This window comes from Metabacillus sp. 113a (genome assembly GCF_050107635.1).
In the GTDB taxonomy this organism is placed as follows: domain Bacteria; phylum Bacillota; class Bacilli; order Bacillales; family Bacillaceae; genus Metabacillus_B.
Map to the genome: position 1 here is coordinate 79902 of NZ_JBNILJ010000003.1, position 25445 is coordinate 105346.

At 43.7% G+C, this 25445-nt stretch carries 19 protein-coding genes, 1 pseudogene and 1 other annotated feature; of the genes and pseudogenes, 2 read left to right on the forward strand and 18 right to left on the reverse strand.

From position 1 onward, the window contains the following. Positions 1-171 precede the first annotated feature (171 nt). The 11 genes from clpX to ilvE all read right to left on the reverse strand — a co-directional run bounded on the left by clpX (position 172) and on the right by ilvE (position 13970). Positions 172-1437 (reverse strand): ATP-dependent protease ATP-binding subunit ClpX, encoded by a 1266-nt coding sequence (clpX, locus tag ACQCVE_RS06675; protein WP_426843720.1) that lies wholly within the window; start codon positions 1435-1437, stop codon positions 172-174. Between the two features lie 430 nt (positions 1438-1867). Next, complete coding sequence (gene tig, locus ACQCVE_RS06680; RefSeq protein ID WP_426843719.1) at positions 1868-3154, reverse strand: trigger factor; 1287 nt, start codon at positions 3152-3154, stop codon at positions 1868-1870. Positions 3155-3331: 177 nt separating this feature from the next. Next, on the reverse strand, positions 3332-4354 hold the full coding sequence (locus ACQCVE_RS06685; protein WP_426843718.1) for a tetratricopeptide repeat protein: 1023 nt from the start codon (positions 4352-4354) through the stop codon (positions 3332-3334). A 312-nt stretch (positions 4355-4666) separates the two neighbouring features. After that, positions 4667-5257 carry a 3-isopropylmalate dehydratase small subunit gene (gene leuD, locus ACQCVE_RS06690; protein ID WP_426862190.1) on the reverse strand — a complete coding sequence of 197 codons (591 nt, stop codon included), beginning with the start codon at positions 5255-5257 and terminating at the stop codon, positions 4667-4669. Continuing rightward, on the reverse strand, positions 5232-6671 hold the full coding sequence (gene leuC / locus ACQCVE_RS06695; protein ID WP_426862192.1) for a 3-isopropylmalate dehydratase large subunit: 1440 nt from the start codon (positions 6669-6671) through the stop codon (positions 5232-5234). Before leuC ends, leuD begins: the two co-directional genes overlap by 26 nt. Before the next feature lie 25 nt (positions 6672-6696). Further along, the gene (gene leuB, locus ACQCVE_RS06700; protein WP_426862193.1) at positions 6697-7809 is read right to left on the reverse strand and encodes a 3-isopropylmalate dehydrogenase; all 1113 of its coding nucleotides are present in this window, start codon (positions 7807-7809) and stop codon (positions 6697-6699) included. Between the two features lie 20 nt (positions 7810-7829). Continuing rightward, positions 7830-9374 carry a 2-isopropylmalate synthase gene (locus ACQCVE_RS06705; RefSeq protein WP_426843715.1) on the reverse strand — a complete coding sequence of 515 codons (1545 nt, stop codon included), beginning with the start codon at positions 9372-9374 and terminating at the stop codon, positions 7830-7832. Beyond that, complete coding sequence (ilvC, locus tag ACQCVE_RS06710; RefSeq protein ID WP_426843714.1) at positions 9361-10386, reverse strand: ketol-acid reductoisomerase; 1026 nt, start codon at positions 10384-10386, stop codon at positions 9361-9363. Before ilvC ends, ACQCVE_RS06705 begins: the two co-directional genes overlap by 14 nt. A 76-nt stretch (positions 10387-10462) precedes the next feature. After that, positions 10463-10978, reverse strand: coding sequence for an acetolactate synthase small subunit (gene ilvN / locus ACQCVE_RS06715; RefSeq protein WP_426843713.1), 516 nt, complete (start codon positions 10976-10978; stop codon positions 10463-10465). Next, positions 10975-12696, reverse strand: a complete 1722-nt coding sequence (gene ilvB / locus ACQCVE_RS06720) for an acetolactate synthase large subunit (protein ID WP_426862195.1) — start codon at positions 12694-12696, stop codon at positions 10975-10977. The genes ilvN and ilvB overlap by 4 nt, the downstream gene beginning before the upstream one ends. A 106-nt stretch (positions 12697-12802) precedes the next feature. Continuing rightward, positions 12803-13046, reverse strand: a binding site (T-box leader). Between the two features lie 15 nt (positions 13047-13061). Beyond that, positions 13062-13970, reverse strand: a complete 909-nt coding sequence (ilvE, locus tag ACQCVE_RS06725; protein ID WP_426843711.1) for a branched-chain-amino-acid transaminase — start codon at positions 13968-13970, stop codon at positions 13062-13064. Between the two features lie 390 nt (positions 13971-14360). Between ilvE and ACQCVE_RS06730 the strand changes: the two genes are divergently transcribed. Then, complete coding sequence (locus ACQCVE_RS06730; RefSeq protein WP_426843710.1) at positions 14361-14798, forward strand: hypothetical protein; 438 nt, start codon at positions 14361-14363, stop codon at positions 14796-14798. A 55-nt stretch (positions 14799-14853) separates the two neighbouring features. Further along, on the forward strand, positions 14854-15210 hold the full coding sequence (locus ACQCVE_RS06735) for a cupin (protein ID WP_426843708.1): 357 nt from the start codon (positions 14854-14856) through the stop codon (positions 15208-15210). Positions 15211-15496: 286 nt separating this feature from the next. Here the strand turns inward: ACQCVE_RS06735 and ACQCVE_RS06740 are convergent, their stop codons facing one another. The 7 genes and pseudogenes from ACQCVE_RS06740 to ACQCVE_RS06770 all read right to left on the reverse strand — a co-directional run bounded on the left by ACQCVE_RS06740 (position 15497) and on the right by ACQCVE_RS06770 (position 25319). Continuing rightward, positions 15497-16057 carry a DUF4256 domain-containing protein gene (locus tag ACQCVE_RS06740; protein WP_426862197.1) on the reverse strand — a complete coding sequence of 187 codons (561 nt, stop codon included), beginning with the start codon at positions 16055-16057 and terminating at the stop codon, positions 15497-15499. 680 nt (positions 16058-16737) lie between these two features. After that, on the reverse strand, positions 16738-18573 hold the full coding sequence (locus ACQCVE_RS06745; protein WP_426862199.1) for a DUF2357 domain-containing protein: 1836 nt from the start codon (positions 18571-18573) through the stop codon (positions 16738-16740). Continuing rightward, entirely contained in the window at positions 18557-20509 is a 1953-nt protein-coding gene (locus ACQCVE_RS06750; protein ID WP_426862201.1) for an McrB family protein, read from the reverse strand. The genes ACQCVE_RS06745 and ACQCVE_RS06750 overlap by 17 nt, the downstream gene beginning before the upstream one ends. A 1-nt stretch (position 20510) precedes the next feature. After that, the gene (locus ACQCVE_RS06755; RefSeq protein WP_426862203.1) at positions 20511-21584 is read right to left on the reverse strand and encodes a hypothetical protein; all 1074 of its coding nucleotides are present in this window, start codon (positions 21582-21584) and stop codon (positions 20511-20513) included. A 294-nt stretch (positions 21585-21878) separates the two neighbouring features. Then, a pseudogene (locus ACQCVE_RS06760) lies at positions 21879-22158 on the reverse strand (recombinase family protein); the annotation flags it as partial. A 142-nt stretch (positions 22159-22300) separates the two neighbouring features. Then, positions 22301-22915, reverse strand: a complete 615-nt coding sequence (locus ACQCVE_RS06765) for a recombinase family protein (RefSeq protein ID WP_426862205.1) — start codon at positions 22913-22915, stop codon at positions 22301-22303. Positions 22916-23522: 607 nt separating this feature from the next. Further along, complete coding sequence (locus tag ACQCVE_RS06770; RefSeq protein WP_426862207.1) at positions 23523-25319, reverse strand: ATP-dependent nuclease; 1797 nt, start codon at positions 25317-25319, stop codon at positions 23523-23525. Positions 25320-25445 lie beyond the last annotated feature (126 nt).

The following is a 25445-nucleotide window of genomic DNA, read 5'->3' on the forward strand; positions in this document are numbered from 1 at the left end:
CGATAAGACATAATCGTCAAGCCTCGCAGAATTCTTCGACTAAAGTTCCAAACACCAGATTTTCTTTACAGAACTGAACAAGAAGGACCGCCGCTCAAGCAATGAAAAAAAAAGGCTGCGCATGATGGCAGCCTTTTTTCCGTTCAATATTTCGCCTCGATTACACGTTCCTCAGGCGGAAGTCTTTTTATCTTTTTCAATGACAGTACCGTCATTTGTGACAAGCTTAGGCGGAACCTGATCAGTAACGGTCGCGCCGGTAATGATACATTTCTCGATGTCCTCGCGGGAAGGAAGATCGAACATCATGTCGAGCATGATGCCTTCAATAATAGATCTTAGACCGCGGGCACCTGTTTTACGCTCGATTGCTTTTTTTGCAATTTCAACCAGAGCCTCATCCTCAAACTCCAGTTCCACCCCATCCAGATCAAGCATCTTTTGATACTGTTTGACTAGGGCATTTTTCGGTTTTGTAAGGATTTCAACCAATGCATCCTCGTCGAGTGGGGCAAGACTTGAAATAACAGGCAGACGACCGATAAATTCAGGAATCAGACCGAATTTAAGCAGGTCTTCCGGAAGGACTTTGGAAAGAAGCATTTTTTGGTCCATATCTTCTTTCGAGTTGTCTGATCCAAAACCAATGACTTTTTTGCCGAGACGGCGTTTGATAATTTGTTCAATCCCGTCAAAGGCTCCTCCGCAGATGAAGAGGATGTTCGTCGTATCAATCTGAATGAATTCCTGATGAGGGTGCTTGCGTCCGCCCTGCGGTGGAACACTTGCAACGGTTCCCTCAAGAATTTTCAGCAATGCCTGCTGAACTCCTTCACCAGATACATCACGCGTGATTGACGGATTTTCGGATTTACGGGCAACCTTATCGATTTCATCAATATAGATAATGCCTTTTTCTGCTTTTTCCACATCGTAATCTGCTGCCTGAATCAGTTTAAGAAGGATGTTCTCTACATCCTCACCGACATATCCAGCCTCAGTTAGAGAAGTAGCGTCCGCTATAGCAAATGGAACATTCAGGATCCTTGCGAGTGTCTGCGCAAGAAGGGTTTTACCGCTTCCTGTCGGCCCTATCATCGCAATGTTGGACTTAGAAAGCTCCACATCATCGATTTTGCTGCTGGAATTTATCCGTTTGTAATGGTTGTATACCGCTACGGCAAGAGATTTCTTAGCCGCTTCCTGTCCGATTACATACTCGTTGAGAATTCCCTGGATCTCAGCAGGTTTCGGTACATCTTTAAACTCAACTTCCTCTTCCGTGCCTAGCTCTTCCTCCACGATTTCCGTGCAGAGCTCGATGCATTCGTCACATATATATACACCCGGTCCAGCTACAAGTTTACGAACTTGATCCTGTGTTTTCCCGCAGAATGAACATTTTAGCTGTCCTTTTTCATCATTGAACTTAAACATTGTTTCACCCCTTATTCTTTATCTCTTCATACAGTCAAAACCCCGTCCATCAGGGAATACAGCGGTTTTGTTAAACTTGGTGATGCGCTTTGGCAGCGTACAGCCATTGAGAGCAAATCAAGTATGCAGTGCATTTTAACATAAACGCTGCGGTGATGGATATTTAGATTTTTGAAGAATGTTTGCAGCTATGTATGCTTTTTTATATCCTACCCTATATTTTGAAGAAAAAACATCTTTTGCATACTCAGGCTGTTTATGACGGAGTACCCCCGAAAGGGCTATGTATTGATGTATGTATATGTATTCTAGCATGTTTCAGGTTAATTAGGAATGATCCTGCTTCTAAGTATATGTCGCCATTTTCTGCAAAAGCTTATGTTTAGAAAACAGGGCACGATCCAATCGCGCCCTGTCAGGTATTCTTATATTATGCAGCGGTTTTGCTGTTTTCCACAAGGAAATCAATCGCTTTGCGGATTTTCAAATCCTCTTTTACAGCATCAGTTGAGCCAAGTGCCTGCTTGATGCTGTCTACTGGCATGTTGTACATTTCAGCCATTTTAGAAAGCTCTTCGTTCACTTCTTCATCTGAAATTTCAAGGTTCTCAGCCTGAGCAACCGCTTCTAGAGTCAGGTTGAATTTTACGCGTTTTGCAGCATCTTCATTCATTTGCTGTTTAAGCGCATCCTCATCTTGACCAGAGAATTGGAAATAAAGCTCAAGGTTCATGCCCTGCATTTGAAGACGCTGTTCGAATTCCTTCATCATGCGATCCACTTCGCTGTCGATCATCACCTGAGGAATTTCAACTTCAGCATTTTCAGCCGCTTTCTCAACCAGTGCATCACGAAGCTTGTTTTCTGCTTCTGTTTTGCGTGTTTCCTGAAGGCGGTCTTTCGTTTTTGTTTTGAGCGCTTCAAGTGTTTCCACTTCTTCGTCTACATCTTTCGCAAACTCATCATCAAGCTCAGGTAGCTCCTTCGCTTTGATTTCGTGAATTTTCACTTTGAATGTAGCCGCCTTGCCAGCAAGATCTTCTGCGTGATATTCGTCAGGGAATGTTACTTCCACTTCTTGCTCGGCACCTGTTTCAAGGCCTACAAGCTGTTCTTCAAAGCCAGGGATGAAAGAGGCGGATCCGATTTCAAGAGAGTAGTTGTCGGCTTGGCCGCCTTCAAATGCTTCCCCATCTACAAATCCTTCAAAATCCATCACAACGGTATCTCCGTCTTCCACTTTTCCCTCTTCTTTCACGACAAGCTCAGCCTGGCGCTCCTGAAGCTGTTTCAATTCCTGTTCTACATCTTCATCCGTTACTTCTGTATCTTCTTTTTCAACTTCAAGACCTTTGTACTCGCCAAGCTTCACTTCAGGCTTAACGGTTACTTTCGCAGTGAAAGTCAGCGTTTCGCCTTTGCCCATTGAGTCGATGTCAATATCAGGACGGTCGATCGGCTCTATTTTAGCTTCATCGATGGCCTTCCCGTATTCAACCGGCAATAGAAGATCAAGAGCTTCCTGGTAAAGAGATTCTACTCCGAAACGTTTTTCAAACAGGCTGCGCGGAACCTTTCCTTTGCGGAAGCCTGGAATGGATACTTGCTGTACGACTTTTTTGAATGCTTCGTCAAGAGCGCTGTCGAAAGTTTCAGCATCCACTTCAACAGTCAAAATCCCTTGATTTCCTTCAAGTTTTTCCCATTTAGCAGACATGTGTTTCCCTCCAAAAATCTATAATATGTTTGTAGTTTCATGATTCATTAATTCAGCATAAGCATGCGCTTCTGCAGTATGTAAATTGAGCGTTTTCCGCTCCCCTTCACGATATGAAACCATTTCATTATAACACAGAATGACTTTGATTCAACCTATTCCAATATTTTTCTAAGTTTAGGCATGGCCGTTATCCAAATAGGACATCTTTTCAATTTGAAAGATCTTGCTGCACGCCTCGCCGAGCTGAAAAGAGGGGATTTCATATAATGAGCTGATCTCTTCTTCTTCCACATCAATGCCGTGCAGCTCATAGCCGGCTTTGTGCAGTGCGGCAGCCCAGAGTGAAGCATCGGCAGGTTTTGGGATAAATGGAAACAGCACAAACAGATGCCGGATCCACAGCTCCTTCACCGCTTCAAACAGCGCCGGATTTTCTGCCCCAAGTGTATCATCAAGCAAATTCAGCACCTTCTTCGCAAATGGAGTGTCTGAAAGGGAGAGGGCTGCGGGTACGACAGTCTGCACATCTCCAAACTTTTCTACGGTCACACTTTTGCTTACTTCATGCTCGATCAGAACTTGAAGAATCATCGTTTTAATAACCGGGTGGGCATGCGTGTGCTCAAGCAGAGACTTTAACGTCGGCATATGCTTCGCTACATTCCGGTCACGGATCGACTGAATATAATCAATTTGTTTGGCCGGCTCTGCCATAAAACCTTCTGACGTTGTCCAATCATCCGGCTCATACGTAAATTCTTCCTCCGGCTCTGCCTCCTGCCCGGAACCGCTCATTCTCCTGCTGAAATCGAGCAGCCTGTAGAATTGCTCGGCACTTTCTGCGGGCAGCTGATTTTCCTCGAGAACCGCTTCAATCGTAGCCTGAACTTCATTGTATTCCCTAAGCTGTATGAGAATCGTTAAATACACCTGCAGCACGGTAAAGTAATGGCCGATGTCTTCGTTCAGCATTTTTTTGCACACGCGGCTTGCTTCTTCCAGTTCTCCCATTTCCATTAGGCACAGGGCAATGCCAAGCTGGATTTCCGCCTGGTCCTCATCCATGTTCCGGGCTTCCGAAAAAAGGTCCAGTGCATCCTGAAACTGTTTCTTTTTCAAAGCATCCATTCCTTTATCTACAAGACGCTCTTTTAGATTAGGGAATGGAATGATCTTTGATTGTTTATCATCTTTCATGAACAGACCAACTCCGCGTACAATTTTGTTACAAGTTTACCAATGTGCTGAATGGAACACAAGCGGCAGGGAGTACGGTAGAATTAGGGGGTTCTGGGATGGAATGGGGTTTTTGCTGTTTGAAATACAGCTAGAGGGACCTGCTCTGGATGAAGATCGATTGACGAACCTTTCGTTTTTATCCTATTTCTATTAGTTGTAAATCTAACCATGCGAAACAGACGTAACGTTGATTCTTCGGGGCTGACTGCGCAGATCCGGTCCTTCATTGAAAAAGATGCAAAGACAAACCCTCTTTGCACCTCCATCCCGTTAGCCGATCGCCGATTTCTCAAAGTCCTGAATCTTGTCTTCATGAATCAGTGTATAGGCAATCTCGTCTCTTCCATTTAAAAGCATATCTTTCCAGTGCGGATCCATGTCAAAAGCCGCTTCCAGGCCGTTTTCACTCCAAATGGTCTGGTCTGCGAGATTAACTGTGAGTTCACATTTCCCACGGCTTGCCTGGTCCATCAGCTGAGACACTCGATTTTTTTCGAGGCGGACCGGCAGCATTCCATTCTTCAGGCAGTTTTGATGAAAGATATCGGCAAATGACGGGGCAATGATTACCCGGAACCCATAGTCGCTTAATGCCCAAGGAGCATGCTCTCTTGAGGACCCGCAGCCAAAGTTCTCTCCGGCGATCAGGACGGTCGCCCCCGAAAATTCCGGTTGGTTCAATTCGAAAGCAGGATCCGGCTCGCCATCGGCCTTGTACCTCCAGTCAAAGAAGGCAAACCTTCCGTAGCCCGTTCGCTCTATGCGTTTTAAAAACTGCTTTGGGATAATTTGATCTGTATCGACATTGTCTCTGTCCATTACGGCTGCCTTTCCTTTATGAAGACGAAATGGCTGAAGCATGGGTGTCCTCCTCCTTGAACGGTGATTGTCTTATATCAACGAAGCGGCCGTGGATTGCGGCGGCAGCGGCCATCACTGGACTAACCAGATGAGTTCTAGCACCTTTTCCCTGCCGGCCTTCAAAATTCCGGTTCGAGGTAGAAGCACAGCGCTCTCCTTCCGGTACAGCATCTTCGTTCATACTGAGGCACATGCTGCAGCCGGAATGTCTCCATTCAAAGCCTGCTGCTTTAAAAATCTCATCGAGCCCTTCTTCCTCCGCTTTCCTTTTTACCGCTTCTGAGCCGGGAACGACTAATGCTCTTACAGAATCTGCTGTTTTTTTGCCCTGCACATAGGCTGCTGCTTTCCTTAAATCGTGAATCCGTGAATTTGTACAGGAGCCAATGAATACGTGCTGTACAGGAAGGTTTTCAATGGGGGCTCCAGGTGTCAGATCCATGTAGCAGAAGGCGCGTTCAGCTTCTCTTTTCTCCTCTTTTGACGTATACGAATCAAGAGCCGGAAGGTGCTGGTCCACTGAGAGCGCCATGCCCGGATTGGTTCCCCACGTAATCATCGGGCCGACGTCTTCTCCGCGTATTTCCACGCTTCGGTCATATTCCGCCCCTTCGTCTGTCGCCAGCTGTTTCCATTGCTCAGCCGCCTTCTCAAACGCTTCCCCTTTTGGGGCGAATTTCCTTCCTTTTATATAAGAAAAAGTCGTTTCGTCCGGAGCAATCAGCCCGGCTCTTGCTCCGGCTTCGATGGACATGTTGCAGATGGTCATCCGTTCGTCCATCGAGAGGCCTCGAATGACGCTGCCCGTATATTCAATGACATAGCCCGTTCCAAAACGGACCCCATGCTTGCCGATAATATAAAGGATGAGATCCTTAGCCGTTACTCCATCCCCAAGCTCTCCGTCGATCCGGATTTGCAGCGTTTTCGGCTTTTGCTGCCAAAGCGTCTGGGTAGCCAGAACATGCTCTACTTCACTCGTTCCAATTCCAAAAGCCAAAGCACCAAAGGCTCCATGTGTAGAAGTATGGCTATCCCCGCAAACAATCGTTTTGCCAGGAAGAGTCAGGCCAAGCTCCGGACCGATGACGTGAACAATGCCCTGATCCTCGCTGCCGATATCTGCCAGCCGGATGCCGAATTCACGGCAGTTCCGCTCCAATGCACTTATTTGATTTTTAGCTGTTTCATCTTTTATCACAGCGGGATTTATTGTTGGAATATTGTGATCCATTGTGGCAAAGGTCCGTTCCGGTCTTCTGACTTTGCGGTCCTTCGTTCTTAGTCCCTCAAACGCCTGTGGAGAGGTTACTTCATGAATGAGATGCAGGTCGATGTAGAGAAGATCCGGTTTCCCTTCTTCACTATGAACCACATGCTGATCCCACAATTTTTCAAACAGTGTTTTCCTCATGGTTCTCCTCCTCCTTTACTAGATTTCAAGCATAAGCTTCCATTATATGAAGGATAGCATTATCGTCTGCCAGCCCCTCTTTTACTTCTTCGATCATCTCCGCTGTTGTAAGGCTCCGCTCCTGATCCACAGCCAAATCCCCTGTCCGTTTTCCTGCATCAAGAACGTGCTGAACAGCGCGCTCGACCGCATCTGCTTCCTCCCTCAAGCCGAATGATGTACGGAGAAGCATGGCTGAAGACAATATCATGGCAAGCGGATTGGCTTTGTTTTCTCCGGCGATGTCAGGAGCAGACCCATGAACAGGTTCATATAGATGCAAACCGCCCGTCGACAGACTTGATGATGGCAGCATCCCGAGAGATCCGGTAAGCACGGAGGCTTCGTCACTTAAAATGTCACCGAACATATTTTCTGTTACGATGACATCGAATTGGGCAGGATTTTTGATCAGCTGCATCGCAGCATTGTCGACGAGCATGTGCTCAAGTTCAATCCCAGGGTACTCCGCCTTTACTTCTTCTGCCGTTTCTCTCCACATCCGGCTTGATTCAAGCACATTTGCTTTATCAACGGACGTCACCTTCTTTTTCCGCTGTGCAGCCAGTTCAAATGCAGCATTAAGAATGCGTTTGACTTCCTTTTTCGTATAATAAAGGGTATCAACTGCGGATTCTTCTCCGCCCTTAAAGGACCGCTCACTTGGCTTGCCGAAGTACAGGCCGCCTGTAAGCTCTCGGACGATGACGAAATCGACGCCTTCGAGAACCGACTGTTTGAAAGGACTTCGGCCGCTTAAACATTCGTAGGCTTTTACAGGCCGGATATTGGCATACAGGCCAAGTTCCTTCCGGAGCGCGAGCAGACCTTTTTCGGGTCTTCCGGCAGGCGGCTCCTGATCCCATTTTGGTCCGCCAACCGCACCAAGCATGACGGCATCCGCCTGGCGGCAAAGCTCCACTGTTTCAGCAGGGAGCGGCTCGCTGTGCTGGTCAATCGCAGATCCGCCAATCAGTCCTGATGTAAAATGGAATTCATGACCATATTGCTCGGCGATAACAGAAAGCACTTCTTGTGCACCTTGCATGACTTCTTTTCCGATCCCGTCTCCCGGAAGCATTGCGATTGTCTTCTTCATCATTCATCCCCCGTTTTCAATTAGACTGGCAGCTGGATCGCCTCCTGCTCCTCCTTCGAGAATAAGAGCACCCGGTTAACTGCATTTACGTATGCCCGCGCCGAAGCTTCAAGGACATCCTGAGCCATTCCTCGGCCGCTGGTTTCAATCCCTTTAAATTCTGCTTTTACATAAACCTCTGCCAGAGCGTCTCTTCCTCCGCTGCTGGACTGGATGCGGTAATCCTTCAGATGGACAGCGGTCCCTATACAGCGTTCAAGCGTATTGTAAATGGCTTCAACACTTCCTGCTCCTGTTGCCGCCTCTTGTATAACGGTTTTGTCCGGATCCCTTAAGGTAACAGCAGCGGTTGTTATATTGGCCGTGCCAAACTGCACTTGAAGAGTGATAAGCTCATAGCCGCCAGCCCCGTTCGCTGCTTTTTCTTCCATTAAAATGGCCAGCAAATCGGCATCCGTAAATTCTTTCTTCTTCTCTGACCAGTCCTTAAACCGGTCAAATGCCCGCTTCAGTTCCTTTTCATCCAGTGCAAAGCCGAGCTCCTTCATTCTTGCTCCGAAGGCGTGCCGTCCGGAATGTTTACCGAGTACAAGGGAATTGGATGAGACCCCCACCATTTCCGGAGAAATAATTTCGTACGTTGTTTTTTCTTTCAGCACCCCGTCCTGATGAATGCCTGATTCATGGGCGAACGCGTTTTTCCCGACCACTGCTTTATTTCCGGGTACAGCCATTCCGGTAAGCTTGCTCACTATATCGCTTGTTCGTTTAATTTCATCCAGTTTCAAGTCAAAATAAGACTGATAATGATCTCCGCGTATTTTTAAGGCGACGGCAATTTCCTCAAGGGCGGCATTGCCTGCCCGTTCGCCGATTCCATTGATGGTTCCTTCGATTTGACCGGCTCCGTGCTCGATAGCAGCAAGTGAATTTGCAACAGCCATTCCAAGGTCATTGTGGCAGTGCGCGGAAAGAATCACCTGGTCAATGCCTGTGACATGTTTTGTTAAATAGGAGAAGATTCTCCCATACTCTATCGGATGAATGTATCCGACGGTGTCAGGAATATTGATAACATCTGCACCGGCTTTAATGATTTCCCCGACAATGTCACCCAAAAATTCAAGCTCAGTTCTGCACGCATCCTCTGCTGACCACTGCACGACAGGAAAAAGGGTCTTTGCGTATTTTACAGCTTCCACTGCGGCTTCTATGACCTGCTCCTTGGATTTTTTCAGCTTATATTCCCTGTGAATCGGCGAGGTTGCCAGAAACACATGCAGCCTTGGATCTGCCCCCTCTTTAAGCGCCTCCCAGGCGATATCAATATCGCTTTTAACCGATCGGGCAAGGCCAGTGACAGAGCTGCTTTTAACTGTACGCGCTATCTCCCTGACACTCTTCATTTCTGCTTTGGAGGAAGCGGGAAACCCCGCCTCCATGATATCGACTCCGAGCCTTTCAAGCTGCCGGGCTATTTCAAGCTTTTCTCCAAATGTGAGATTTACGCCCGCCGACTGTTCCCCGTCTCTTAGCGTCGTATCAAAGACATTAATTTTCCGCACCAGCGGTCACCGCCTCTTTTTCTTTAGGTTTTACAAACGGCATCATGCTGCGAAGCTTTCTTCCAACCTGTTCAATTTGGTGGCTATTCTCTTTTTGGTTAATCGCATTAAACTGCGGCCGATTCACTTGATTCTCGACAATCCAGTCTTTGGCAAACGTCCCACTTTGAATATCGGCCAGCACAGCCTTCATGGATTCCTTCACTCTTTCATCAACGATTCTCGGACCGGAAACAAAATCTCCCCACTGAGCCGTATCGGAAACCGAATATCTCATCCCTTCAAGCCCGCCCTCATACATGAGGTCCACAATCAGCTTCAGCTCATGCATACACTCAAAATATGCGACTTCCGGCTGATAGCCTGCTTCAACCAGCGTTTCAAAACCGGCTTTTACTAGAGAGGTCAGGCCTCCGCACAGTACAGCCTGCTCTCCGAAAAGGTCGGTTTCTGTTTCTTCCTTAAACGTCGTTTCCAGGACGCCCGCGCGGCCGGCTCCAATGCCCTTAGCGTAAGCGAGAGCTGTGTCCTTTGCAGAGCCAGATACATCCTGCTGAATGGCAAAGAGGGCAGGAACTCCAGCTCCTTCTGTATACGTTCTCCGCACAAGATGACCTGGTCCTTTAGGGGCTACCAGAAAAACATCCACAAATTCCGGAGGAACAATCTGATGAAAATGGATGTTGAATCCATGTGCGAAAACCAAGGATTTGCCAGGCTCAAGGGCTTCTTTAATTTCCGATTCATAAACCTTTGCCTGCTGTTCATCCGGCAGCAGAACCATGATCACTTCGGCCGCTTCAGCCGCTTCTTTTACCGAATAAACGGGATGTCCGTCCTGTTTCGCTTTATCAAACGATTTCCCTTTCCGGACACCGACCACAACATCCAGCCCGCTTTCCTTTAAATTTAGGGCATGGGCATGGCCCTGGGAACCGTACCCGATTACCGCGATTTTTTTCCCTTGAAGTGCCTGTTCGTTTACATCTCCGTTATAATATACCTTTACCATTTTCCATCTCTCCATTTCCAAATGTTAGTTGACGTCTTTCCACCGGCTCTCCTGCCATTTGTAAAAGCAGCGGGTTTCAGACGATGAATGCGGCTTTTGCGGATGCCTGTTTTTTGCTGCTTCTCGCAAAGGCTGTCGTGCCGGTCCTGGCAATTTCTTTAATGCCGTACGGCTTCAGCAAATCGATTAACGCTTCAATTTTTCCCGGTTCGCCAGTCGCCTGAATCACGAGGCTTTCTTTTCCGACATCAATGACCGAAGCTCTGAAAGGTTCAATGATCCCGTAGATTTCAAGTCTGGCTGCCGCCGGTGAATTGACTTTAATGAGAGCCAGCTCTCTCGCAACTACATGCTGATTGGTCATATCCGTTACCTTAAGGACATGAATTTGTTTGTTCAGCTGCTTGGTCAGCTGCTCTATCTGTTTATGGTCCTCCACATCTACCGTAAAAGTGATTCTGGAAACGCCATCTGTTTCTGTATGGCCAACTGTAATGCTTTCAATGTTATAAAGGCGTTTTGTAAAAAGCCCGGTAATCCGGTTTAATACGCCGGGTCTGTTCAATACGGTGGTCGTGATGATTCTTTTCACGGTTTCACCCCTGTCATTTGATGAATTCCCTTGCCTGGCGCAATCATTGGATACACATTTTCCTCTTTCTCCACGAGCGCATTTATGAGCACTGGCTCATCAGACTGAAGGGCTTCTTTCAAATCAGAATCTGCTTCTTTCATGCTGGTGATCGTCAACCCGCGGATTCCGTAAGCTTCTGCAAGCTTATTAAAATTGGGCTGTGATACAAACTTAGAGTGAGAGTAGCGCTCTTCATAAAAAATCTCCTGCCATTGCCTTACCATTCCGAGCGACTGATTGTTTAGGATGACAATTTTGATGGGGAGCTGCAATTCATAGATGACAGACAGCTCTTGAAGCGTCATCTGGAACCCTCCGTCCCCAAGAACCGCGACGACTCTTCTATTCCGGTCTGCCAGCTGGGCGCCGATCGCTGAAGGGAGCCCGAAGCCCATCGTTCCAAGCCCGCCGGAGGTTACCCAGCTGTCCGAATCCTTAAAGGGATAAAACTGAGCTGCCCACATCTGATGCTGTCCGACATCCGTCGTAACGATTGCCTTTCCCTCTGTAAAGATGCTGATCATCTCAAGCAGCTTTTGGGGCTTAATGATATCCGCGGAGTCGTTATACCATAGCGGATATTCTCTCTTGGAATCCTCTTGCTTTGCAAGCCATTCCTCTGAAGCTGCTCTTTTGCCGTTTTGATGAATGAGCTCCTTCAGCACGAGCTTTGCATCCCCTACAACCGGTATGTCAGTCGGAACGTTTTTGCCAACCTCAGCCGGGTCAATATCCACATGGGCAACCGTTGCATATTTGGCGAAATCATCCAAATTACCCGTGAGCCGGTCATCAAACCTGGCACCAATATTAATCAGAAGATCACAATCGTAAAGCGCCATATTCGCTGTATACGTTCCATGCATCCCTGCCATTCCGAGAAACAGCTTATGATCAGCCGGAAATCCTCCGAGTCCGAGCAGAGTATGGACAACCGGAATGTCTTGCTGTTCGGCATAACTTTTCAAATATTCAGACGCTTTAGCGTGCAAAACACCCGCTCCAGCCAGGATGACCGGTTTCTTTGACCGGCTGACCGCCTCCACAAGCTTCCTGATTTGCAAATGGTTAGGCGCCGTAACCGGCTGATAGCCCGGCAGATCGGGGGTTTGATCGTACTTGAACTCTCCTTCGGATACCGCAACGTCCTTCGGAATATCGATCAGGACGGGACCGGGCCTGCCGGTAGAGGCAATATGAAAAGCTTCCTTAATCGCCATCGGGAGTTCATCCACATGCCTTACCTGAACACTGTGCTTTGTAACCGGCATCGTGATCCCCAATACGTCCGCTTCCTGAAAAGCATCTGAGCCAATAACGGTTGTCGCGACCTGACCCGTAAAAACAACGAGCGGCAGAGAGTCAATCATTGCATCTGCCAGACCGGTTACGAGGTTCGTCGCACCAGGCCCTGATGTTGCTATGACCACTCCGGGCTTTCCTGAAATCCTTGCGTACCCCTCTGCAGCATGTATGGCTCCCTGTTCATGCCTTGTCAGGATATGAAAAAGACCTGAACCATAAAGCTTGTCGTATAACGGCAGAACCGCACCTCCGGGATACCCGAAAAGCACCTCCACCTTTTCCTGCTTTAATGCCTCGATAAGCATTGCGCCCCCCGTCATCCTTACAGGGTGTTCGAGCTGTGCCTCATCCATCTCCGCTTGAACCTTCATTTTTCTGCCTCCTCTTCTTTCAAAAACATTCCCAAAGTAGTTAGAAGCCGGTGATTGATTGCATATAAAAAACCTCTCCGCCCCTCATAAGACCCGTTTTTCGGATCAAAGGGGCGAAGAGGCTAGGAAACTCTCCGCGGTACCACCCTTTTTCATGGCCCTCAAGCCATCTCAAGAACAAGTATGTTCGTTTTAATAACGAGTGCTTCGGATGCACCCGGTCCCTCCTACTTGATTCAGAAAGACACTCCGGGGTGAGTTCATCGTCTATGCCACCGCCGGCTTCCAGCAACCCGGCTCTCTGAAGATGGCTGATATAAACAACTACTTATCCCCGTCTATGTTTTGCCCTATTAGGTTATCAATCAGCTTACGTGAAGACTTTCATCTGAAGGAAGATTCACTTTCTCCCCTTCATCGATTACTTTTTTTCTAAACTGTTCAAGCAGGTGGTTCGTATGCTCTCCAGGCTTCCCGTCTCCTATAACGCGGCCGTCCACCTTAACAACCGCGATGACCTCGGCTGCTGTTCCTGTGAGGAAAACCTCATCTGCCGTATAGACATCATGGCGGGTAAACGGTTCTTCGGAAACGGTATAGCCAAGCTCATTTGCAATATCGATGATGGCGTTTCTTGTGATGCCTTCCAGCGCTCCAATATATCCCGGCGGTGTGAGCAGTTTGCCTTTTTTATAGATGAAAACGTTATCCGCTGAACCTTCTGCAACATATCCCTGATCATTCAGCATGAGCGCTTCGCTTACGTTTGCCAGATGGGCCTCGATTTTTACGAGAACGTTATTTAAGTAGTTTAATGATTTTACTTTAGGACTGAGTACGTCCGGACGGTTTCGCCTGGTCGGCACCGTTACGATATCGATTCCAGTCTCATAAAGGTGTTTTGGGAAGATAGCAAGCGGTTCTACAATAATGACCACATTTGCATTTGGACACTTATATGGATCCAGACCGAGATCTCCAGCGCCTCTGGAGACAACCAGTCTGATGTAAGCATCTCTCAGTCCATTTTTTTCAACCGTTTTTATGACGAGCTCTGTTAATTCTTCCTGGCTGTACGGCATGTTGAGCAAAATTGATTTTCCGGATTCGTAAAGCCGGTCCATATGTTCTTTCATCCGGAAAATATTCCCGTTGTATACTCTGATCCCTTCGAAAATGCCGTCTCCGTACAAGAATCCGTGATCATATACAGAAATCTTCGCATCTTCCTTCCTTACAAATTCGCCGTTCAAGAAGATCCATTGATCACTCATGCCAGGTCACACCTTTCCTTTAATGTTAAGACGCTTTAAATGATTAGAAGATTACTTGTAAAAAAAGATCCTATAACCAATGTTATATGGATGATTTTAAGTTGTTTCGCTGCCGTGTTATGAATGTTTGAACCTATCTTACGCCCGTTGCGTACAAGAGTCAACACCCTTTTTTTGAATTAACTGATAATTTAGATTAGTTTAACAATTTGTATCCGCTTACATACGCGCTATAACAGGAAAGATCATTTTGCAATTTTTTTGTACTTTTTTCTGACAGGTTTTTTTGACAAAGGATGAATGTTCACTCCGGCACTCAAAATTACTCGCGCTTCAGATGACTGGAGGCGCTATTTCAATTAAATTTTTTATGGAATGGGGAGAGTTCGTATGATTGACCCTATCATTTATGATGCGGACACATTAGAAGGATCCAGCTATGTGGAAATAAAGCCTGGCCGATCTGCCGGCAGGCACTGGAACAAGGCCTCCATCTATTTGACGGATGAAACCTTTACCTTCCTTGCACCCGCCATCGTAAAACATCATAAAAATTACAGCTTATTCGGCATCAGCAGAATTGACAGGGAAACGTGGAAAAAGATCCTGACTGAGTTAGATAAGGTAAAACAAGCACTTGTGGACAAACCGGGTGCAGAAAATTTGAAAGACCTGATCGGTTTTTTGATACTCGAAGAAACAGAGAAGAATTTCAGAAAAAACCCGGATCAGAATTGTGGAGATTTGATCAGGTTGATAGCTGAATTTCAGACGTGGGTCGAAAATAAAACCAAGGATCATGATTACTTAACCATCTTGGGGATTTAAACAATTTTTAAAGGACCACTAAGCGGGTCCTTTAAGCAGGCGCAGGGGGGATGAGATGAAGATCTTTCAATTTAATAAGAATTCAGGCAGGAAAATCACAAAATCCGACTCAGATTTTGTCCTGTCACCGATTACCCGGACAGAGAACGCGGCTCAAATAGGCTGCATGCATTTAGAGGCGAATGGAAGAATTGGCTATCATCAAGCTGCTGTTCCTCAGCTTCTTCTAATCGTGAATGGAGAGGGCTGGGTTAGGGGAGAATCGGAGGAATACACACACGTTCAAAACGGGGAAGCTGTACTCTGGGATAAAGATGAGTGGCACGAAACGAAAACAGATACCGGTTTAATGGCAATTGTTATAGAAAGTGAAGATCTAAACACTTCTGCACTAAAGCCTGGCAGCAGGTAATTGCTGGCCATTAGGTCCGTAATAACGCACTCATCCCTTTATCCACTTGGTTTGTTTTTACTGATTTCCTCTCCTGGCTGCTCAGCTGCCAACGGGGCGGGCGGTGAGCCTCTTCATCATTCCGCGATGCGGGGTGTCACCTGTCCCGCTGGGCTTAGCTTGCAGCTTTAAGCCTTCATCCCCAATCAAAAGGTGTAAAAATCAATAGGATGCAGGAGCACTGCCCGAAAAACAGTAGGTTTGAGGTTCAACGGCGGCACCAACCATTCATATATCTCACACTGCTTCAGACTCTCAGTGATCCGCGGAACCCTCTGGCACCATAATAGGAGTCTGCTCCATTATGGTACACAAACACGGTGTCGTAGCGGCGGTCACAAAAGAGCGCACCTCCGAGTTTTCGGATATCAGCAGGTGTACTCACCCAGCTCGATGTTTTCAGGTCGAAATTCCCTAGTTTTTGGAGCTCCCGGTACTGCTCCTCGGTTAAAAGCTCAATGCCCATGGCAGCAGCCATATCCATCACATTATTTTCCGGTTTATGCTTTTTTCTCGACTCCAGCGCTTCCCGGTCAAAACAGACACTTCTGCGGCCTTTAGGGCTTTCTGGCGAGCAGTCGTAAAATACGAATTCTCCCGTTGTTTGATCCCGGCCCACCACATCCGGTTCGCCCTCCGTTCTCTCCATTTCATAGAGAGACCAGAGTTTCGCAGGATTGTCTTCAAGACGGGACTTTACATCTCCCCATACAATCCCCTCATGTCTGTCCCTGTTTTTCTCAAAACGGGCTTCTAGCGTTTTGAGTAACTCTTCGCGTTGATCCGGTGATAATGCGTTCATCGCCATTCCCCCTAAATGCTGATAGCAGGATTCTTAATTCTTATATTAGCATATACAGACATAGCTGGAGAATCTAAGGAACACAAAAAAGATGCGGGCACAGTGTTAAAGACTGTGCCCGCATCTCTTTATTATTCAAAACCCTGTCTCATCAGGGCTCAGTATGTAAATGAAATGGCGTCCCAGGAGAGATTCGAACTCCCGACCGTACGCTTAGAAGGCGTATGCTCTATCCGGCTGAGCTACTATATATATCAGTGTTTAGCTTCGGTTGGGTATAACGGTCACTTTTCGAACTTAGACCGTTTGACTAATTTTAGTATAAATAACGTTTGAAGGTAGTGCAAGTTAGAAATAAGCTTTATCTAAACGGGATATAACAATAATACACTGACAAATAACCTTTGAATAAGTCGATTTTAAACAGTCTCTTGTAACTAGAAGGTAGACCTGTTCCTTACTGATTCCTTGGTATTAGAAAGCACCACCACGCTTACGAGGTTTACAACCCTCTATATTGCATTTGCCTTTTCAGAGAATAACAATTTATGAGAGAGGTGAGTTCAAAATTAAACCGTATTTAATTGCGTTACAGATGTCACTTATGCTTATGGCGAGATACTTTCATACTTTTTTATGGGGCCAATAAAAAAAAGGAATTCCCACGTGTGAGAATCCTAATAATTTTAATTTTGATGTTGAATAGTGCTCAACACTTTCGATATGGCATCGTTTAATCCGTTAAACAACTCTTCTCTTTCCTCTAAAGGAGTTAATTCCATCAGTCTTATTTTGAAGTCTCTCATAGGGCTTTCCATATCTGAATTCCCCTCATGTTTCGGATATACGGCCCATACTTCATAAATAGGTCTAAATTGTGAGCGAAGCCCAATAGGAAGGTTTCTGAACGACCAAGATGAGTGGAAATTACGATAAGATATTAATTGCTGCATAGCATCCGTCTTGTTTGAACTGTAAACCTTGTACTGGTTCCACACAAAATGCAAAGGCCTGTACTTAAAGTCCAGAATAATAGAACCAAGGTATACTTCGCTGTGGTAAAAATCCAACCTCACATCAGGCCTTGTATGTTTTTCAACAGCGTAAATTGGGTTATACAGTGTGGTCCTGTTTGCATTGTAGGGCACTGTTTCATCGTATACGACCCTCAACTTAACATCTTCCTTCTTAAGCTCAATTACCGTTCCTGGCTCTAAGAAAGGCACTTGAATGGTCTGGGAATCAAATTCATTGTTATAAATCCAGCCTCCCACCACTTCAAATCCGACAGTAGGATGTTGCAAAGCGTTAACTATTTGAAGAAAGCCCCAAATTTCATAAAGTAAGTCTGTTCTTTTCCAATAGAAGTCGTAGTTTGAATCAAAGGATACTGAAAATTTTTCTGTTTTCAGTGAGCGATACAAACTGTAAAACCTCTTATAACGTTCGTCCATCAGCATGGAGTAGGGAACACTCATCGGAGTCTTCTCTTCTACCTCAACCATCCACTCTGCTTGCAATAAAAACAAGCATTCACTCCGTACCCTGCTTACAAATCGCTCGTACTCTTCCAATTCCCCTAAGACCTTTCGTTTCAAGCGTAATTGGATACTCTCTTCTTCCGGTCCTCTGTGATACCGCCTTGCTCTTTTCATTTCGTCCTTTACTTTGTCTTTATGCGTCTTAAGGTAGTTGTACAAATCATTCATTTCTCTAATCAGAAATTTGGATATCTTTTTTACCCATTGATTTTCTAAAAGATTGTAATTTCTTACGTGTGAAGGACTATAAACCATATCCCTGCTCTCTGGATGTCTGGCTCTATACCTAATCGTGACTGTATCAATCCTTGCTGCTTTTCCATGAGGCACAAGATGATATTGTTTTCCTACTCGTATTCTAGGGTTGGCAGAAATGTTTCTCAAAGCAACTATCCACTTTTGAAAATCATTTTTAACGATGTACAGTTTTCTGAGGATATGCACTGGAATGGGTACTGACAAATCCAGACCAATGCTGCTGTTTTTTATTATAAGGTCTTGGGCCAATCCGTTTAACGTATCCTCCACTTCATCCCTCATAGCAACCCATTGGTCTTCCGTTATTTGCTTTGGTTTAACCTTAAGCCATGAATAATAAGACTTTCCAAACGCCAGAACTTTTATCCTGTAATAGCCGGGAATAAAAGGGTAGTATTCCTGCGAATTAGGATTATTAGTTTCTTTTGGAGCATAAAGAGTGATTCTATCATTAGTTGGTTGAAGATAGGCTGGCCCATCCCCTTCTATCTCCAGAGACTGAGCAGGAATGGTATCGAGCCCGTCCATATAAAGACGTGCATTTTTATCATCGCAAATGAATTCCATTTCAAGCTTCCTGTTCTCTGTAATACCTGTGAACATAAGGTCGGACAAATGATAGAGTTGCCTTTCATCATTTACAAATTTCTCTGAATCAATCGCATTGGTATAGCTGCCATCACTCATTTTATGATGCAAGATGATTTTAAACGGTATGGCCATATAAGCGTAACTCCTTAGCTTTCTCCCGGATGGCTTCCCTGGTTCTCACCATGCTATAGCTATTGGACTGAACTGAATCCTGAGGAAGAAACTCTTCAATGAGTTGAAAGAAGCGACTGTTTTCCACTTCTTTTGTTTCAGAGTTGTAGCGGCCAAGCAATTCAGTGAATTGTTCTTCAGAACCCCTAATTTTCGTTAGGATTCTTTGGACCACCTGAATGTCAAATCCCTCTTGTCGACTTAGAGGAGCCTCAGCGGGCAGGTTGAGGAGGAATAAACTTATCTGCCTTACTATCCTCCATCCTATTCCGAGGTTTCTGCTGCATGCTTGTAACTCTTTATGCAATTCCCACAAAAAGGAAGCCTCTTCTTCCGTCAAAGATATCTTTCGTTCCTTTTTCCTAAAGTCTCTATATACATCATAGGATAGCGGGTCCCGCTTCTCCGTATTCTTGGGACCATCATGAGTAGCCGTGTCATCAGATTCCATTGCTTCGAGATAAGGAATCATGTTCAAGGTGATGACATTCGCCCGGTCTAACACCTTATCAGAAAAGTGATAAGTGGACTCATCTAAATTAACAGTCCCGACAAACACTACATTTGGTCCAATCTTTACTTTGGGACCGAAGAAATTGCTGTTATAGGTCCGGGATACAGCATCTTCATTATAGAGCGGCAAGAACCGTTTGTTCTCCTCCAGTTCCAAAACCGATAGGAATTGAGAGAAATAGTGCTCAACCCGTGCAAGATTCATTTCATCAAAGCAAACTATATGTAGTGCTGTGCTGAAACTTTTTTCCGCCTCGATTAGAAAATTGACAAGCCCTGAATCACCCGGCTGATAGATGTTGTGCATTGTATCGAGATAGCCAAGCAGGTCGGTATCGTCTTGCCAGGAAGGCCTTACAGGAACGAATAGTCGCTGGTCACTCTGTAACCCTAGAGAGTCCATGTAACATTGTACAAGTTTAGTCTTTCCAGTACCGCTCATTCCAGATAGGATAACCAATCCACCGGTCTTCATGGACGCATGAAAGTTATATAAATCCTTCTCACTGTAAAAAAGTCCGCTTTCGACGCACTTTCTTTTAAACGTCACCATGAATTCATATTCTTTTGTCCCTTCCGTTTCTTCTACTGGCTGTTCTTCAACCTGTTCCCCTTCCCCTTCCATCGTGGAATTTAGAACTTCCCCGCCTTCTTCCAGTTGCTGCTGTAATTCACTATAGATGACGGAATCCATAAAGAGCACTTGCTCGTTTTGGTAACTTTCATAAAAGATATCCATATCCAATGTCATATTTTTAGGCTGGTTATGGTCAGCGAAAAACTTAAAACCACCTCTTGCATAGTCGTGTTTAGAGAACAAACCGTATAGAGTATGATTGGTTGTGCTCTCTGACCATAAAATCATGGTTGGTGTGTCATCATCTTCCCGAGAGATTTGTGTATTCTCCCCCACATACTTACTGTTCAGAAGACGGTGTTCGAACGTGGACTTATTCATATCCTCAATCTCTGAGTAGATAGGAATAGGAATCAATGAAATATCTTCCCGATAAGCATCGGATTTCTTAACGAGTCGGATGTTTCTTGCCTTGTGGAACTCCTGGACCCCGGAGGATGTAGCGGAGCTTTTTTTATCTATTGTGAAAAAGAGAATATATTGACTTAGGAACTCCCTAGCCGCATTCGCTCTTTCAACCCTTGACAAAGACAAATCATCTTCGAACCCATATCTTGTAAGGGAATCGCCATATCCGGTGACCGTTTCAATTTGTCTTGGAAAGTTTTCAGGCGTAATGGATATAATACGTATATGATATTGGACACTTTCCTGAGTATTTACCCATACGGTTCTTCTCCCTGTATAAGTTTGGCCTTCTTCTAGTAAAACTCCTGCAAAATCGATGTCGTATTTACTTCCGTACATGTTAGACCCTCTCTTCGTGTTGAGTATGCAAGTTTATATGGTTTTTGACTTCAGTGAAATCTTTGCAAAAAGTAACCTTGGACAGGTCGATATTCGAGCGTGTCACGTTGGCATTAAACCATACCTGCTGCTTGACAGAGAGCTCGTACATAAGGACCCAATAGGCATCATAGGGTTCAGAGAAATCATAATGAAGAACATCGTTTCCCTGCACAAAGTTAAAGTTAATCTTTTTGCTTTTAAATTGGTTGGTATACATGGGTTTCCCTATCACTAGTATTTGAATGGGTATATCTTCGACTCTTTCCACTTCTGGGATTTCCTCTTTCGCCTCTCCTTGCAATTCAAGATTTTGAATAATTTCTTTCAATTGTTTACGTTCTTCTTCCCATATTGCCTTCTCCTCCTGGTTTTGTTTTTTGAGCTCTTCGCAATAATAGTTAATCTCACCCAATTCTTGGCTCTTCTCGTTCAACTTTTTCTGCAAATTCTGGTTGTTTTTTACCAATTCATCCACTTTTGTTTTGTACTGGGTATCCCGTTTTGTCAGTTCTTCTTGAAGCTTCTTAATCTTTCGGTCTAGCTTTTTTTCAATTTTTTCAATATTTTTTTGATTTCCTTCACCTTGTGGCTCGGTCTCTATTTGCTTCTCTACTTCTTTAGGTACGGCAGGGTCCTCAAACATAGGCTCTTCTAAAATCTCAATCTCCTCTTCTTTTAAATAAGTGAAAAATTGTATCGCTTTCTTATCATGGTTTTCGCTTAGGAGCTTGAGCAGAACCTTCATGGGAGAGTGCTTAGATGCAGCCTCTGTAAGTTCCTCTAATTCAAGTGTGTCAACCTGTTCTTCGGTTAAGAGAGATTCCGGCACCTTTTCTCTAGACCATTTCACAAGCTTATTAAAGTTGCCTTTATTCAAAAGATTGGTGATGAACAATTTACGGTTTGAATTCTTGTCTTTTATGTTGCTGGCCCTAAATCCATTACAGACGACCTTTTGTTCCTGATAGATATCGTAAAGAAGGTCATTGGTGAACTTGGGCAAGAGCCACTTCCAAATATCCTTTTCTGTCATGTCTCATACTCCCCGTTAGCACATTCTTGGAAATCATTTGTTTATACGTTATAAGATTTAACCTTCCAATGGGCATCACCTATTCGTTTTCTATTAGATTTTCTTTTTCGTCGAGTAGCTCATCGATTATTAGAAATATATAGCAATCGAGTACTATTTTACCTCACATTGGAGGGTTTTCACAGGTATAAAGCATCACATTCTTGGCTACTCATATGAATGATTATCATTTTTTATGGCCTAAGTGAGGATGTTTAACTATGACTGAAAATTTTTCCTAAGCATTTTAAGCATTTAAGGCTCCTGTTTTTTTCCTTGTTCATTTTCTCTTCGAATAAGCGTCCTCTTTTTAATGTCTGTTTTACTTCGACTTTCTTTGTATGTATGAGTCTTGAGTAACTCTAATGCATTTCCTGCTTGTAGTTTCGAGTGTTTTGTTGGTCTGCCTTCTCTAAAGAATTCACTTTGCTTTGCAAGAGCCTTGCCCTCCTGTGTGCGTTTAACCATTAGGTTTCGTTCCGTTTCAGCAACAGCTAACAGTGTAGTCAAAAAAGAACCGCCCCATTGTGGTATTTACTTATCGGACCACGTTTAATACATGCATACATCAATTATAAGAATCGTGTGCATGAGGATACATAGGGTCTATCCTACCTATGAATACAGTGGAAACGTGGAAATTAGCCCCCCACCATATGCAAATGAAAAGAGACCCTTTAAGAGTCCCCGTAGTTCGCCTCATATTCCCTTACCTTACGATAGAATGTAGCCTTAGTCATATTGGCTCTCTTCATCGCTTCAACTGCAGTGATTTCTCCCGCTCTCCAACTTGTATATGCTAGCTCAAATTCGGATGTAATGGATATTTTGGGTCTTCCTAAATGGATACCCAGTGCCCTTGCAGATGCAATTCCTTCCGCTTGACGTGTTCTTATCTTAGCTCGTTCTTCTTCAGCCACCCATGATAATACCTGCAATACCAAGTCAGCCACAAAAGAACCAATTGAATCATTGTACTTTCTAGTGTCTAATAATGGCATGTCTATAACAACAATATGAGCTTTTAAGTTCTTTGTGATATCCTTCCACTCATCTAGAATCATATCTTTATTACGACCAAGTCTGTCCAAAGAATGTATGTATACCGTATCACCTTGCCGCAAACGCATCTTCAACGATTGATATTGAGGTCTATTAAAGTCTTTCCCACTTAACTTATCTACATGGATGTCACGGTCATCAATACCAAGTGCATACATGCTTTCAAGTTGTCTTACTTCGTTTTGGTCTTTGCTGCTTACTCGTACATATCCAAACTCTTTATTATCCACTGTCAGTTCCGCCTTTATGATTTAATACCATAATTATACAGATATCGTATCAAAATGTCAATAAACTTTATGATGCGTTCCGTAATATCAACTCATACCATTTGATACTATACAAGACCTTATAAGTCCGTCTAGAGAAATGCGTTTCAAAATGTGTACCTTTTGAGAAGTTATTATTATTGAAACAACATTATAAAAAAGTGTTTTTTCCCTATATAGTAAACAATTGGTAAACCATACCTTGGAACTAATTTTATCGAATCGCATCTGTTCTTCTCTAATTGATTTATCACATTTTATGTCTGAGTGTTGAACAAACAATTGGGATGATAAGCGTAGTTTACGTACCAACAGTCACATTATAACAGCAATTTCACTGTAGGCTTACTGAATCTTAGATTCCAACTTTAGCAATTTAAAGGGGAGTCAAAGGAGTCCCCAGCTCTTAGAACGCTCTATCTAGTTGGTATGACTAGACATATAGCAAATTACAAGCACGACACACAAAAAGACACCCCACTAATTTGGATGTCTTTAAACAACTACTTACCTTATACATATAACACTTCTTTCATAATTTATTGAATCTTATCTCCATATCGAAATCTTAAATGGTTTTTAGTTCTTGTTCTTCGTCCCATAACCTTATTAGAAAATCTTCTTCTTTCGGTTCAGTCCATTCTTTTAAAGCTTGATGCATTTCGCTCCAGTTGTATTGCGATACTAAAGTCTCGTTTCTATGGTCTAGTTCAACTTCCGCTATTCCAAATGAACCTTTCACAATATCTAATAGTCCAATAGGTATCTCGCTAACATCTTTTGTGTTCAGAAATTCATATGCCGAAAAGGACTTTGAAGACCCTTGGTCATAATCATGTGGCATCTCAGCTTCAAATGTATGTCGTAGTACAAACTTATTGTTTCCTCTAGCAAAAGCTAGTTTTTCTAATTTGTGATTGAGTGTCATAGCAGCTTTTAACGAACCGATACTCCTACGATTTCCTTTTTTATCAAATTCCGTAATGTCGTAATCATGAATTACTGTGTATTTGATTTGAAAATTATTTAAGATGTTAAGTAAAACATACATAGTTCCCTTCCCATTACAGTTCACCACTGAAGTTTTGTGAAAATCTTCTGATTTCAAAAGACCGTTGTTTACTAGCTTTTCTCCTAAAACTTTCAAAGCAATTACTTCCGTATCCCCTTCAACCAATATTACTCTGTCAGCAAAAAAGACCTCATTTACATAAGGATTAAACCTTAGAAGAGCTTGAAGTCGTTCTTTTTCATGCGTTGGTAAGCCATAAACATCAGAATTAACTTGATTTAAACCAACTTCATTGTCATCATTAATAAATACTTTTGCAAGTGTTCTATTCGGCTTGGACAAATCCACAAAATTAGGTGAATGTGATGTTGCAAGTACTTGAAAGAAACCATCGTCTGCTAAACTGTAAAGAGTATCTTTGAACACTCTAGCCAAATGGGGATGTAAGTAAAGTTCGGGTTCTTCAAGGGCAACAATTAAAGGTCTTTTGTTTTCTACATTTTCTGTCTCAAATCGTCTCTTGTATTTCCTAAAACCTTTGAAAACTGACAAAATAAATGTTCTTTGCACACCATTACCTTGATGGATTAACTCAGTATCTAAACCATTATAATTAAAATTTGTAGCAACAGAAGTACTGACAATATCATCTAATGGACTTACATTTACTTTAAACTTTACATCTGTTGAGGTTACATCATTTAAAAAAGCTTTTACTTCATCTTCAAAGTATCTTATTTTCTCATCATTATGCTCATTGATTCTTTGCTGAAGTAGTTGAGTTTTTTCATATGCTTCTTGATATTCAGGTAAACCTGCAACCACATCCTTATAGAGGGTGAAAAGTGTTTTCATATGAGCTGAATTATTTTTTAATTCATCGTTAGCATCTTTGACAGCAGGTATATATATGATTTCTGGAAAGACATTTAGGAAGTGCGCTCCATTATTACCGCCACCAAGTTTTCCTTCCCACCCTTCCAGTTCTAGGTCATGCGTTTCTGCTCCAGATGTCTTGGAAGCACGCACAACGTTTACACCTTCCTTATATACTGCTCTTACAATAAAATTCCCCGTATCTCTATGAATAGAATTTCTGATACCGTGCATCTCAATCTCTTCTTCAGTCAAATCAGTGAATGTTGCATGAAAACTAATAGGTTCTGACATATTATGCTTGTGGTATAAATGCTTGCTAAGTTTAAGTTCTTTACTTCCAAATTGATTTAATGCCTGCAAGATAGTGCTTTTACTGCAATTATTAGGTCCGATAATAATAGAGATGTTCTCAACTTCCATTGTAAGTTCTTTAATCCCTTTAAAATTTCGAATTGTAAATTTAACTAACTTCATAAAATCGCCTCCTTTTTACCTAATTCTACATATTTTTACAAATACCTCTAGTATATGGAATATTTATCAAAGAAAAAGAAAAAACTGATTGAAAAGTATCTACAGAAATCGCAGGGGGAGGAAAAT